Here is a 14,070-nt window from a genome sequence, read left to right as displayed (position 1 = left end):
CGTCTACGATCGTTTCAGCAGCCGTCGTCTTCATTTGCGGTCGTCTCGTCGAGTCGAATCACTGCCCGCGAGTCGCTGACCTGTTCAAGGTCGCCGCCGAGATACGACGCCAATCGCTCGAGAAAGCCGTCGGCCGTCTGCTCGTCGTCGGTGCCGACGAGTCGGATTCGTTCGTGGTCGCGCGTGTCGTACTCGCCGTGCATAACGAGGGAAAACAGCTCTCTGGGCGTCACCGGGTCGCCGGCGTCCAGCCGCGCGGCGACCCCCTCGAGCGAGGATTCGACGGTCGTTTCGACGTCGAAGGTGACGTCGACCGAGACGTTCGCTGCGCGGTCGGTCGCGGCGAGATACTCCTCCGAGCTTCGGATCGCAGGCTCTATGACATCCTCGAAGTCGACGCCGTATTTTTCCGTGCCGAGATAGAGGAAGGCGACGGTTGCCCGAAGGCCGTCGAGAAACGCCTCGTCGGTCGTCGTCCGCTCGAAGAGCTGTTTGCGATCCTTCTCGGGGAGCGTGTGCAAGAGGAGGTCGAAATCGAGCATCGCCGCGTGAATCCGGCGACGGATGCGTGCCTCCGCGTTGCGTTTTGACTGCTCGTGGCTCATCTCCCGGTCGCCGAGCAGGTAGGCCCGATCCGCGGGGCTCAACACGCCGCGTTCGCGATCAATTTCAGTGTTCATAATCGAATACCGATTATACGACATCGGATACTATCCGAACTGCTATGACTCTCCCGGTTCGAATGGGTGGCAATGACCCAGGTTCCCGATCGACGAGGTGGGAGATGAGCGGCTCCATTGCAGCCCGATACGCCGACGCGATCGTCTCGCACAGTCGCCTCGTCGTCGTGCTCGTCTTGTTGCTCACCGGCGTCGTCGCCGGCGGCGCGGCGATCGGTGAGAGCGAAGACGGCGAGATCGGCCAGTTCGAGACCGACTCCGAAGAGACCGCAGCTCTCGAGGAGATCGATGCGACCTACGGCACCGACGACGGGGTCGTCGCCCAACTCGTCGTCCGCGACGAAGGCGGGGACGTTCTCACGCGCGAGTCGTTACTCGAGGGGTTGCGCCTTCAACAGGAGATCCGTGAGGACGACGAGTTGAACGCGACGTTCGAGGACGAGGGCTTCGTCGGTCTCGAGAACATCGTCGGAACGGCTGCGGTGTTCGAGGATCGAGCGGCGGCCGAGGGGCCGCCGGAGACGAGCGAACCGACGCTCGAGGAACAGATCGCAGCGCTCGAAGCACGGGACGACGCTGAAGTCGAGGCGCTGCTCGAGCGGGTCCTCGATCCCGACGCCGAACAGGGCGGCGAGGACGCCTACGAGTTCCTGCCGACGAGCTACGAACCGGGCTCGACCGAAGCCGAGTCACGGATCACCTTCATCTTCCAGGTCGACGACAGCGGCCCCGACGAGGACCCGCAGGCAGCCTACGACGCGCAAGTCGAGATCGCTGATCTCGTCGACGAGCGGTTCGACGACGCGTTCGTCTTCGGGCAGGGGATCACCGACGCGGCGTCGTCGAGCGCGGTCGGCGACAGCTTCGCGATCATCACACCCGTTGCGCTCGTGCTCGTCCTCGGCGTGCTCGCGATCACGTACCGGGACGTCGTCGACGTCCTCATCGGCCTGCTCGGGATCGGGATCGTGATGGCGTGGCTCGCCGGCATCCAGGGCTGGCTCGAGATCCCCTCGAGTCAGTTGCTGATCGCCGTCCCCTTCTTACTGATAGGGCTGAGTATCGACTACGCACTCCACGTCGTGATGCGCTATCGCGAGGCCAGAGCTAGCGAACTCGAGATCTCAGCCGGTGGCCACGCGACGAGCGACGGCGGCACGGCGACCAGTCTCGAGGCCGACGTCGACGCGCCAGCACTGGGAACGAAAGCCGGCATGACGATGGGGCTCGCGGGCGTCGTGCTCGCGCTCGCGGCGGCGACCGTCTCGACCGGTGTCGGCTTCCTCTCGAACGTCGTCAGTCCGCTTCCGGCGATTCAGGACTTCGCGATCTTGAGCGCCGGCGGCATTCTCGCGACGTTCGTCGCCTTCGCCGTCTTCGTGCCCGCGCTCAAGGTGCTGGTCGACGACGTCCTCGAGACACGGTTCGGCCGCAATCGAGCGAAACCGCCGTTCGGAACGGGGACCAGCGTCGTCAACCGCGTGCTCTCGAAGTTCGTCACGTTAGCTCGTCGCGCACCGGTTGTGATCGTGATCGTCGCGCTCCTCTTGGCTGCCGGCGGGGCCTACGGGGCGACGGGAATCGATACGGAGTTCAATCAGGCTGATTTCCTCCCCGAGGACGCTCCCGAGTGGGCGAAATCCCTCCCCGGACCGCTCGCGCCGGGAACCTACACGATCAGCGACGACGCCGCGTACCTCGGCGCGAACTTCGCCGACCGCGGCGAGAACAGTCGGACACAGGTTCTGATACGCGGTGATAGCGGCGACGTCACCGATCCGGAGGCGCTCGTCGCGATGGACGACGCGATCGCGGGCGTCGACGGCGACGGCACGATCGTCGTTCGACCAAACGGGCAGGCTGCGATCGACGGCCCGCCCGCGGTGATCCGCGAACTCGCAAGCGAGAACGAAACCGTCGCCGCCGCGGTCGAGGCGCGTGATACGAACAATGACGGGCTGCCGGACGAAGACGTCCCCGGCCTCTACGACGTGCTGTTCGAGGTCGATCCGGACCGCGCGTCGGAGGTCCTCTACCGGACCGACGACGGTACGTACGAATCCGCACGGCTGCTCGTCAACGTCCAGAGCGACGCGCCGGCACAGACCGTCGCCGACGATACCCGCGACGTGGCGGCCGCGATCAGTGACAGCGGCGTCGTCACGGCAGTCGCGACGGGCGGGCCCGTAACGACGGCCGTCGTTCAGGATGCCCTGCTCGAGACGCTCGTGCAGGCGTTTGTCGTCACGCTGGTGGTCATCCTGGTCTTCCTGACGGCCCTCTACTGGGTCCGCCACCGGGCGCTCTCGCTCGGCGTGGTCACGCTCGCGCCGGTCGTCGCCGCGCTCGCGTGGCTTCTCGGGACGATGGCGCTGCTGGATCTCCCCTTCAACAGCGAGACGGCAGTGATTACGAGCCTCGCGATCGGACTCGGCGTGGACTACAGCATCCACGTCGGGGAACGATTCGTCGCCGAACGGGACGAACGGGACTCGCTCGAGGACGCGCTGGCGGCGACGATTACCGGCACCGGCGGCGCGTTGCTCGGCAGCGCGGCGACGACGGCAGCCGGCTTCGGCGTCCTCGCGCTGGCGCTCGCGCCGCCGCTGCAACGCTTCGGGCTGGTGACGGGCCTGAGCATCATCTTCGCGTTCATCGCTTGTCTCACCGTCCTCCCGTGTCTGCTCGTGCTTCGTGAACGGGTGCTCGAGCGCGTTGGTGCGTGAGTCACACTGCCGGACAACAGTCAGTAAACGCCCGATCGCGTCTCACGGTACGTCGCCGAAGGCGACGATCATTCGCGTACGGTCGGTGTGTGACTAGTTTTGTCCGGCAGTATCAGTCGCTGAAACCTTTTTGCTGGTCGGCGGTGTCGCGAGATAGCACACAATGAGCATGAAAGCATTTGTCATGGATGGGATCGGCGAGACGAGAATTACAGAGAAGGAGCCGCCGGAACCGGGACCGGCGGATGCGATCCTCAAGCCAACGAAGGGGCTGATCTGCACCTCGGACTGCCACACCGTCCACGGGGCGATCGGTGATCGCGAGAACCTCACGCTGGGCCACGAGGTTGTTGGCGTCGTCGAGGAGGTCGGCGACTCGGTGAGCGACTTCGAGTCCGGCGACCGCGTCGCTGTTGGCGCGATCACGCCCGACTGGAATTCGAAAGCCGCACAGGACGGCCATTCCTCGCAGTCGAACGGGGCGCTTGGCGGCTGGAAGTTCGCAAACGTCAAAGACGGGACGTTCGCTGAGTACGCCCACGTCAACGACGCCGACGGGAACCTGGCACACATTCCAGACGACGTCAGCGATCACGAGGCACTGTACACGACGGACATGATGTCGACCGGGTTCGCCGCGGCCGAAAACGCCGACATTCCGGTCGGTGGAACCGTCGCCGTCTTCGCCCAGGGACCGGTCGGGCTGATGGCGACGAAGGGGGCCGAGTTACAGGGCGCTGGCGAGATCATCGCCGTCGAGACGGTCGACAAGCGTCAGGAAATCGCCCGAACCTACGGTGCTGACCACGTCGTCGACTTCCAGGAGGTCGATCCGATTGAGGCGATCATGGACCACACCGACGACGAGGGCGTCGACGCCGCCATCGAAGCGCTCGGCACCGATCAGACCTTTCAGGACTGCATCAAGGCCGTCAAGCCTGGCGGGACCGTCTCGAATGTCGGCTACCACGGGGAGGGCGAGTTCCGTCACATCCCTCGAGAAGAGTGGGGCGTCGGGATGGCCGAGATCGACATCGTCACCGATCTCTGTCCCGGCGGCCGGCTCCGTATCGAACGACTGCTGCGACTGCTGGAGAACGACCGGGTCGATCCGACCGAGATGACGACCCACGAGTTCGAGTTCGACGAGATCGAGGAAGCCTTCGAGATGATGGACAAGAAAGAAGACGGGATCATCAAGCCGCTCATCCACTTCGAGTGAGACGGCCCGCTGTACGGTGCCTCGGCGCAACCGCAGGACGGTTCGCGGTTACCGGCACCGACGTACAGGAGTCCGTATGATCCAACGGCCGCATCGTCAGTTCTGGTGTGTCTCCCCGGGAGTTAACAGCCTTTCGGCGACGAGGCTCGTGGCCACCGAGAGGTCGACGACGCGACGATACGTGCAACTCGAGGTGAGAAACCGTGTTCTTCCGACCTGTTACTGCTCGAGGCCGCTATCGGAGTGAGCCCGGACCCACAACTCGCCGATGCGCGAAAGACGCGTTCGGTAGGATTTCCCGTGTTCTTCGCGTTCGATGTAGCCTTTACCGCCGGGGCCGAGCCGATCCACGTTGTAGATGACTTTCGAGCGAAAGCTGTCAGTGTACTCCTCGTTCAGTTCGCGAGCGAGCGCTTCGGCGAGTTCCGAGACCGAGTTGAACTCGCCGTCCTCGCCGAGTTTGTAGAGAATGAGTTCCTCGAAGGGTTTGACGTTCGAAAACGAGGCCACCGGGAGCTCGACGATGTGCTTGCCGTCGATCTCCTTCGCGCCGATGGTCGTTCCGCGCTCGTCGAACTCAGCGAGTAACTCCTGTGCGCTCTTGAGGCGAGCGTCGATCCGTTCGTCGTCGATCTCGCCCGCGTCGCGAAACGACTCAAGCAGCGTGATCTGCTCGCGCAGTTCCTCGGCGAGTTCCGTCTCGAGGTACTTCTCGGGGGCGGTGTAGTAGGTGTGGATATGCTCGCGGTCGTCCTGACGTTCGACCATCAGCGAGTGGGCAGCGTTCGCAAAGGCGAAACTGACGGTTCGCGGCATCGCAGCGATGTTGACCCAGACCTCGTTTCCGTCGTCGAGTTCCGTGGTGATGAGTTCGTAGGCCTGCTCGAAGGCGGCGTCGTAGTCGTACACGTCCGCCAGCACGAACCGTTCCGTACTCGCCCCCAGTAAGTTCCGAAAGTCCGTCTCGAGTTTCTTCGAGAGCCGACGCGAGTACTCGACGTTGGCCTCGCTGCCGACGGCACCCTCGAGCAAAATGACGCTATCGACGTCGATCTGATCGCGAACCAGTGGGGCGATCAGCCGGTCGTAGTCGAACCCGACCGGGACGATGTGGGTTTGCATACGCGATTGTTGGGAGGTAGACGCTGTAATGGTGTTGATCTACAGAGGATTTAAATATCCTATATCAGATCACGCACCGTTCAATTCCACATTCTTACTGTTGGCCCTTGCTCCCGCCTCGGATTTCTCGTTAGAATCGTAGAGTGGAAATCCCTTAGCTCTAACTCTACTGGAATAGAAGGAGTGATTAATTTATAAGTAGTGTACAATTATAATAATATTGTGTGGAACGAATCTAACAAGTTATCGAATTTGATAATCATCTACAAAGCTATTTACGTCATACATAATTTAGAATGACTGTAATGGACAAGAACAGATCATGGGAATATACACGGCAAAACCTTCGCAAAGCAACCAAATTTGTCGAAGGCGAATATAATGGAATTAACCCCAGACAATTTTATCGGAGATTAAAACGCAGCCTGGAAGAAATTCAAGACGGAGATAATTTCAAATACCATACACATGGGAGTCAAGAGGCAAACCTCGATATAGAAAGCGAGAACGTAGGAGAATTGACCGGCACGGTAAAGGGAAGACTTGTTGCAACCTCTGAATGGCGTGAAATTGGATCTGGATCACTCACATATAAACCAAAAGGACCACACGGAGCTTTAGGGATTATCGTAGGGTTACTTTTGACATTAGTTGGACTCGGGGATCCGATTATTGCACTTCTTGGGGTTGGGTTGACTCTTGCCGGAGGGTATTTTTATATGCAGGAAGAGACTTCCTCGTTTCCGATTCACCAACGGGACGTGATTCGTGTTCTAATCACAGGAGAAGTCAGTGAAAGAACACTAAATACTGCTGGTGAAAGCCGGACAGATATCTTCGCAAATATGAGTGTGATATATGCAGGAGATGCATTTGTCGCTGTTGACACGGACGAACTTGATGAACTAGATTGGCCACTTCGAATGGCCCTAGTCAACCAAGTCAAACGCTGGTACAATCAAGTCATTGACGATGAAACAAAAGAAGAAGAAATTGAAGAAGGATTTGTCGCTTCTCTTAAAGCATGGTCAAACAAGAGTCGTAGCGACGATAAACAGAAAATCGCGAGTCTTCAACAACAGCTACTTGACAGCTCCTTTGAAACACGTCTTGAATACAGCAGCCTCCTCCAAGATCAACTGCCCACTGACCTCGGTAACGAGCTACAGCAGCATCAGAATGAACTGATGGACGAACTAGAGGAACTAGCAGATGATCTCGAGATCTACGTTGACCGAGAAGGGTTTGAAGAGTCTGATAGTCAAAAGATAAATAATTAACTAAAAACACAGATCGTCTAAATTATGCATGTGAAATATAAAAGAAAGTTGGTTTCTCATTTACGATAGGATTCTAATCAATCAACTCCTTACTGTTCCGAGCAATCAAAAATTTTTCTTCTGAAGGAGATTTGCCAGCCGAAAATCTACAAGTGAAAAATCTCCCCAGCTTTTCAAATTGAATTAACAAGGAATTAGCCAATCTGATGTATACAATTATTGGTTCTTGGGGAGCGATTGTATACATATAGCATAAATTCTCGGTGGGGATTGTGGGATTTTAATAGGGCCGGTATGGGAGACCATTGGTATGGTTCCACCATCGTTTCATAACTGGATATCGAGTCATGATCACGCTACACTCGAAAAGGTAGTACAAGATATCCTCGAATACGAAGAGTGGGACACAACTCGAACGAAAGCGACAGGAGACGGTGGTCATGATGTTATTTTGAATCGAGGAAGGAGAGAGGTGATTGTTGAAGTAGTTAATCGAGAGGGTGTTGGACCGGGTGAAATCCGTGAAATCGCAGGCGCTGCATCTGAACACAATGTATCAGAAACAGCTGTAACTGCAGTCTCCTTCACAAAGGGTGCGTTAGAAACGGCAGACAAAATTGAGCGAAATAGCGACACCACCATTGATCTCTGGGATGCAGAGTGTCTTTACAATAAACTGATCGGGACAACACTTGAGGACTTCAGGGACAGGTATCCCACGAATTAGGATTTTAGCAATTAAGTCGTATAAAGCACGCAGAAATTGCGTTTAACCGTTATACAGGAAACGATAAAATCCGAGCCAAACCCTCTCCAAGAGCGGTTCTTTATCCCTATTGTAGCGTATATGATAATCAGTTCTACTAAATCACCGGTATAACGCTTCTAAACAACATCTCTCGAGTTATGCCATCCAAACTTATTGGGAAGTTCATCGTAATTTCCCAGAAAGTTATCCTCTTCAAACACCCTCAACCTCCGTTTCAAGTCCAATATACATACTCCAATTAGTGAGTTAGAAATGAGATATGAATTTACAAATTCAATTATAAACTCCAATTTCAATGCATTTATAAACTTACAATGCGTAAGTATATGTGAAAATGACTTCTGAATATGCTACTATTTCGGTTCGACCCGAAACGAAAAGGGCACTCGCTATGGCGAAAGCTAACGAGAGATTCTCCACCTATGACGACTTGCTCCAGCAGAAGATGGCAGATGTGATTAACGAATATTCGAGTTAGAAATGAAGTCACAAACTGGTACAGCTCCGATCAAGCAGAAATCCACTACGGAACAGAATGAAGCAGAAACGGCGCAATATGAGCCATACATCCGATTGGCAGAATCCCCAACGAATCCAGAGCCGATTCTTCAGAGTGCTTTTAAATCACTATCACAGGAGATGTCTTTTGGGTCTCCAATTTATTATTTAGGTTTCGATGAAATCAAGGAACAACATAAATTGGAGAACCCATATGCTGTTTCTGGTAAGAACATCGCCAAGAAGCTTCAAGATAAAGCAGAAGCCGAAGGAAGAGTCTATTATCCCCTCTATATCGAATCCGATGCAGAAATTTCATTGGAAAAACAAATTGATTGGATTGAAGATTTTTGCTTGAATTATCTAAATACAGATCCCTCTGCCTGTACGTGGTACTTTTCCGGGGGACGATCAATTCACGCTCATCTTCCGAATTTCGTGAAACAGAATGACTTGGAAATATTGCGAAAGATGGCGAAAGAGTTCGAGTACGACATAGACTCTCAAATATATACTAAGAAGCGGTTATTCAGACTTCCCGGAACTAGCCACGAACAAACAGAACTACCGAAAGTTAAGATCGAACCCGAATGGTCCCATGAGAGAATCATCAAGGAAGCCACTGAAAGCGACGTGAAGAAGCCACAATCGTTTGCTGAAGTGCTTACTGATACGTTCCCTTCAGATGTACTCAAGGACCCTGAAAATCATCTGTGGGAACCAAAGACGAATACAGAGAACGAACCTATCGATCCCGGTCTTAATTCATGGGAACGATTCGAACCATATCGGGGAGCTAATCACCAGAAGTGGAAAGCACACTATTCGCACCCGGTAAGTCCATACGCAAATGCAGGAAACGGGAATCGAAGCCTGCTGATAGCCAAGGTTATTGATGGACCGTTCGGAGAGAAACGAGATGCGAACGGGGATTACAACGGCAAGCAGACTCAGACTTTCGTCCCTTGTCAATTGTATAACTTTTGGGCATGTGATCGAAAATATCAAATCGAAGCGAGAGAATATCGTCCGATCCAACTTTCGAAACCAGACTATGAGAAATTCACCACGAAAGGAATCCAAGAAGGTGATTTCTTTGTTCTCATCGGCGGCCAATCCAGAAAAAGTCGGATCTACAAACCCCGAATCTTTGTAGCAAAAATCATAGCGGGATCAGGTTCCTTTAGCGAGGCTATCGAGACATTAGAAGCATTTGACTACGATACAGGTGAATCAGGATATCATCCATCAAACTACAGAAATGATCATCCCCCTTCGAAGCAGAACGAATCTAGAGCATTTAGATTGCAGAAACAAGCCGAAGAGAAGGGAATTGAATCTCTCACACATGGAGAGCGTCTGTTCGTGATGCTGCGCCAATTATCTATTAATAGAGTAGACGGAACCAGAAATTGGTTCAAGGAACAATACGGCGACAACTACGACCCAAAGTTAACAAACAAACATATCCGATCAGCTTGTAACAAATACGATTGGACGCCTAATTACTCTTCTTCGAATATAACTCGAAAGAATATTTAGTTTCAAGTTGTCGTTATTGTCTAGATTAGTGTTGTATAGGTGAAAAAGGGAGAGAGGAGAGGAAATCATATTATGTTGCAGGATTCGGCGGAATAGAGCTTTTGACGGTTAAATTCGGATGTTGGATAGTAGGTTACTTATAAAAGCCCAAGTTGAACTGTTGTGGAAGAGGGACCCACTTCTGCTAAGGTAGCAGGCCTTCGATATGGACCACTGTCGTTGTTTCGATCCCATGCATGAACCCAAAGATAGAGATCATCAGTGAGTCGCCGGCTTTTGGGCTCGAATAGTTCATTGGCCCAATGAACATGTCCAATCTTCACCAGTTCGGACTGCATTGGAGAGGTTTCCTACATGCCAGTAATCTCCATCTCCCCATCTTGCGAACGCTCGCGTTGCTCTTCGGTTTTTAGTGATTTTTCAAAGATTACTACTAAGCTTGACATCTTCCATATGCTTCCGCTTTACCAAGATAACGGGGACGTCGGCTGACGCTTTGATCGGTTTCGAATTAAACCAAGATAACGGGGACGTCGGCTGACGCTTTGATCGGTTTCGAATTAAAGTAACTCCTTTGAAAAACGAGCTACCGTGTGGTACGACGACCTAATACAAAGACCACTAGAGCGAAGAAAATTGTTCCAAGTGAAGCTTCTATGATTGCCAATACTTGGGAGAATCCTATAGGAGTAATATCACCACTATTACCTGGTGTAAAAGTTAGAACACTAAAAAGAAGCCCTTCAAGAAAAGGACTCCAAGAGACATTTAGAAGATCACTCAATTCGACAGGGAACTTAAATCTATATTCGCCAGTTGAAGTATTCAGACCAGTTAATGGATAAACAATACCGAATCCAATTATGGTTAGTATTGCAGATATGATTAAGTTTTCAATACCTTCTCCAAATCTTATTATCCATTTAGATGACTCTGCTCGAAGTGCTCGGAATAGAAACACCAGCCATTTCAGTTTAGGTCGGTCTTCAAGAGAAATCCGCAAAAAATCATCTTGATTTTCCAATAATGTAGCTTCATTTCTAAATTGTCGCCAGTATTGCTCGCGTCGCAAATCCTTCTCCTTCACATAGTATTGTCTAGATTTTTCTATCATCCCGTTCTCTCTAAATACGTTCTGTAACGTCCTATATGTCCACAAAGCTTTGAGATCGCGTACGGATCTATTCTCGAATTTCCCGGGAGGTGCATCTTCTCGTTGATACGAAGACGTTTCATCAAATTCTGTAGTATGATCAATTTGAACATCAGATAATACTGCATTATGGTATTCGGAACCAATAAAATTTGATCCAACTAAGTATGCTTGATCAAATTTCGCACCCTCAAGATCCGCATTAGAAAAATCCGCACCTAAGCAATTTGCATGGCTAAATATAGTTTGAACTAAAGTACTATTAGAGAAGTTTGCATTTTGAACGTTCGCGCCTGTGAAATCCGATTTAGTTAGATCAATATTCTGCCACTTTACTTCCTCGAGATCCGCATTTTGAAAATTTGCACCATCTAACTCTGTGCTGTTCTCTAATCTAGATCTCACATTAAACACGGATCCTTCAAAATTTCCCCCCTTAAAGTCAACATTAGATAGGATAGTACCTCTTAAGTCACATTGTTGGAGACTACTTCTACCTTGTTTCATATCATTCACATTATCTAACTTTGAACCCTGTAGCACACATTGATCGAATTTGAAATCAGTTAATTCAACATCCATAAAAACTGCATTCGGGAAAAGAGACCCGGTGAAATCAACATTCTTGAATGTGCAGTCTTCAAAAGTAGCTTCTGGAAACTCTACTAGAAGATCAAGATTTTTGAATTCACCCGAAATATAGGCATTCCCAACAGGCTCATCGTGGTCGCCCAGATTTTGTTGTAATTCCTTCTGAGTTTTTTCCTTTTTTGTGTGCCAATAACACTTATCACTTCCTGGTATGGTTTCTCTATAACAACAGTGGTTCCGAATCTTTTGTCTCGAAAAAGAGATTGCAGTTACGTCACCAGACGTTCTTTCTAAGTCTCGTCCTAGTGGATTGTATTTAGATGACCACTGAAAGATTTCTCCGCATCGATCCATATCACAGTTCATGCATCTCATTTATAAAATTGTTAGAAGGCATCAATGTTTCCAACATAGAAGAATCAGGTGAATATTTAAACCACCCGAGGGAATACCCATTAACATGTCTGGGTCAGCCATGATCTCGTCAAGAATGGAGTTAAAAGAGCTCCTTCAAGAGAAAATGGTTGACTCATACGATTCTGTGAATCAGAATCAAGAGCTAAACGAAGGGGAGACATATTTAAAATCATACTTGATCGAGTCGGAACGGCCAACCACAAAAGGCCTTTTAGGGGATACCGAAGATTATCGACTTAAAAGGGATAAGACTCGAGAAAGCGACTTTGAAAACATTCAAATTAGGAAGCTAGGTTCCGATAAGAAAGCACGATTCTATATTGAGAATCTTGATGAAAGGTTCTGGGCAGTACACAGCTTAGCAAAATCAAAAAATAGTGATAGCCTGCTTGACAAACTCGTTTTCCCTCGATTCACCAAGCTCGACTATTCATGGCTTTCGAATAGCTTTCTGAGGAACATAGGAGAAAGCCCAAGAAATGATTTTAGAAGCTTCTCTCTGAAATTTGAAGACGAATTCCAGAAGGCAAGATCCCAAGAAGACGGTTCTGAACATCCTACAGCGAGAGAAATCTCAAAAATGTCAATGCGTTTATGGGGAGAAAACGCTAAGAAAGTTCTTTCAACATTAAGTGGCGACGAAACACTAGGGAAATCTACTTCACTCTCCAATGTTGGTATTAGAAGAGCATTTGACGATGGTCGAATTCTTTTAGAAGATATTACCCACACAGCGAAGTTTACCGCAAGAGGCGATTCGGTTGATGGCCATTTCTATCAGATAGAAGAAATAAAAGACAAATATAAAGATATTCTATATTCACTTGAAGAAGATTATGCAATAAAAAGAGGGGTCGACAAGTACGGTGGAAATCTCACTGGAGAGCCAGTTTTGATAAGTTTTGACCGTGAGATAACAGACTTTGAGTCGTTCTTTTCTACTTTATTAGGTTCTACTAAGCCATTCCGATTATGGGGGTTAGAAAACCAGATTGACGAGGATTATTATAGTGTTTCAGCGGTAGATCTTCATACTGGAGATGAATTAGACCTCGAGGTAGCTCCGAATTGGATGAGAATCTATCTCCCTGAAGACAGTTGTGGAAATGTAATCCTAAGGCTTTATACTAACATCCAACACTATTTTGATTCAGAAGCAACACTGGAAGGGAGTATGCATGGCCAGATTATCTGATAAGTCAAAGCTGATTAACATGTGCATTGGACTGGCGGAGGGAGGGCCACGGAATTGGCCAACTCCATTAGATAGAGCAGGATATAATTTACGAAAATTACACCCTTCCTTTCGGAACAAATCAGGTCAAAGAGTGAACCCGGAGATCCTTCTCCAGTGTCATGATCGTGTTTTATTGACTGACTGTCGAACAAATGGATTAACAATTGAGGAAGTAGAAAAGAACTCTGATATTAAGACAGACAATATAAAGAGGGAAGTACCGGAGAGTGACAGTATAGATAGTCATGAAATAGTTTACTCGGGAATGAATGATCTTGACCAATCTTTTTCTAATTTGGATATTGACGATCCTGGCTTAGTGTTTGATCGAAGTGCAGGGACCATTTCAAAACGAAATAAATTTGCTGATGATACTCTCAATGAACTCATCCATTCAAGCACCATTCCTCGTCAGATACCCACCCAGTTTTATCCATTTTCTCCCGAGGATCCACTACCGATAATCGGTCAACGATTATTGCGACACCTCATGTCAGAGTCCATCTCTAGGGAATCTGCTTCTGTAAGAACAGATGGGGGTAAAATTGATGCAACAGAAATAGCTAGTGATATCCATGATTACTGGAAGTTATTAAGCACGGAGGGGAAGGCCCAAATAGTTAAAAAGATAAATCATATTCTAGTTAAATTTAATGAAAGGAGTATGGACGAAGATATGAGGAAATTAGAAGAAAGTGGCCAAACCTATTACGTGAGAACCAGCCAATCATTTCGTCGCGAATGTATGGAGGTGCTTGAAGAATTAGAGGAAGAAGAGCCACAGGAAACATTAGATAAGTGGTTTGGCGAAAACTAACATCAATTAGAGAAAC

The 14,070-nt window shown here is 50.3% G+C and carries 10 protein-coding genes; 7 read left to right on the top strand and 3 right to left on the bottom strand.

Features of this window, described 5'->3' with window-relative positions; translation table 11 throughout:
* Positions 1-14: 14 nt before the first annotated feature.
* Positions 15-680 (bottom strand): hypothetical protein, encoded by a 666-nt coding sequence (locus tag GCU68_RS08755; RefSeq protein WP_152940774.1) that lies wholly within the window; start codon positions 678-680, stop codon positions 15-17.
* A 104-nt stretch (positions 681-784) separates the two neighbouring features.
* On the opposite strand from GCU68_RS08755, the gene GCU68_RS08750 reads away from it, so the two are divergent.
* Positions 785-3,406, top strand: a complete 2,622-nt coding sequence (locus tag GCU68_RS08750) for an efflux RND transporter permease subunit (protein WP_152940773.1) — start codon at positions 785-787, stop codon at positions 3,404-3,406.
* Positions 3,407-3,575: 169 nt separating this feature from the next.
* The gene (locus GCU68_RS08745) at positions 3,576-4,628 is read left to right on the top strand and encodes a zinc-binding dehydrogenase (RefSeq protein WP_168927111.1); all 1,053 of its coding nucleotides are present in this window, start codon (positions 3,576-3,578) and stop codon (positions 4,626-4,628) included.
* A gap of 219 nt (positions 4,629-4,847) precedes the next feature.
* Here GCU68_RS08745 and GCU68_RS08740 read toward each other — a convergent pair whose 3' ends face one another.
* Positions 4,848-5,750 carry an HFX_2341 family transcriptional regulator gene (locus GCU68_RS08740; protein WP_152940771.1) on the bottom strand — a complete coding sequence of 301 codons (903 nt, stop codon included), beginning with the start codon at positions 5,748-5,750 and terminating at the stop codon, positions 4,848-4,850.
* 305 nt (positions 5,751-6,055) lie between these two features.
* Here GCU68_RS08740 and GCU68_RS08735 point away from each other — a divergent pair, with 305 nt between their 5' ends.
* From GCU68_RS08735 to GCU68_RS08725, 3 genes are all read left to right on the top strand, one after another.
* The gene (locus tag GCU68_RS08735; RefSeq protein WP_152940769.1) at positions 6,056-7,030 is read left to right on the top strand and encodes a hypothetical protein; all 975 of its coding nucleotides are present in this window, start codon (positions 6,056-6,058) and stop codon (positions 7,028-7,030) included.
* A 310-nt stretch (positions 7,031-7,340) separates the two neighbouring features.
* Entirely contained in the window at positions 7,341-7,757 is a 417-nt protein-coding gene (locus tag GCU68_RS08730) for a restriction endonuclease (protein WP_152940767.1), read from the top strand.
* Positions 7,758-8,279: 522 nt separating this feature from the next.
* Positions 8,280-9,839 carry a hypothetical protein gene (locus GCU68_RS08725; protein ID WP_152940765.1) on the top strand — a complete coding sequence of 520 codons (1,560 nt, stop codon included), beginning with the start codon at positions 8,280-8,282 and terminating at the stop codon, positions 9,837-9,839.
* A 586-nt stretch (positions 9,840-10,425) separates the two neighbouring features.
* On the opposite strand, the gene GCU68_RS08720 is transcribed toward GCU68_RS08725, so the two are convergent.
* Positions 10,426-11,937 (bottom strand): pentapeptide repeat-containing protein, encoded by a 1,512-nt coding sequence (locus GCU68_RS08720; protein WP_161991504.1) that lies wholly within the window; start codon positions 11,935-11,937, stop codon positions 10,426-10,428.
* Between the two features lie 106 nt (positions 11,938-12,043).
* Here GCU68_RS08720 and GCU68_RS08715 point away from each other — a divergent pair, with 106 nt between their 5' ends.
* Positions 12,044-13,195 (top strand): hypothetical protein, encoded by a 1,152-nt coding sequence (locus tag GCU68_RS08715; protein ID WP_152940762.1) that lies wholly within the window; start codon positions 12,044-12,046, stop codon positions 13,193-13,195.
* A 133-nt stretch (positions 13,196-13,328) separates the two neighbouring features.
* Positions 13,329-14,054, top strand: a complete 726-nt coding sequence (locus GCU68_RS08710) for a hypothetical protein (RefSeq protein WP_152940760.1) — start codon at positions 13,329-13,331, stop codon at positions 14,052-14,054.
* The last annotated feature ends 16 nt before the right edge of the window (positions 14,055-14,070 follow it).

It is taken from the genome of Natronorubrum aibiense (assembly GCF_009392895.1).
GTDB classification, from domain to species: Archaea; Halobacteriota; Halobacteria; order Halobacteriales; family Natrialbaceae; genus Natronorubrum; species Natronorubrum aibiense.
Note: the sequence above shows the minus strand (reverse complement) of the source record. Positions and strands in the feature narration are given on the sequence as shown.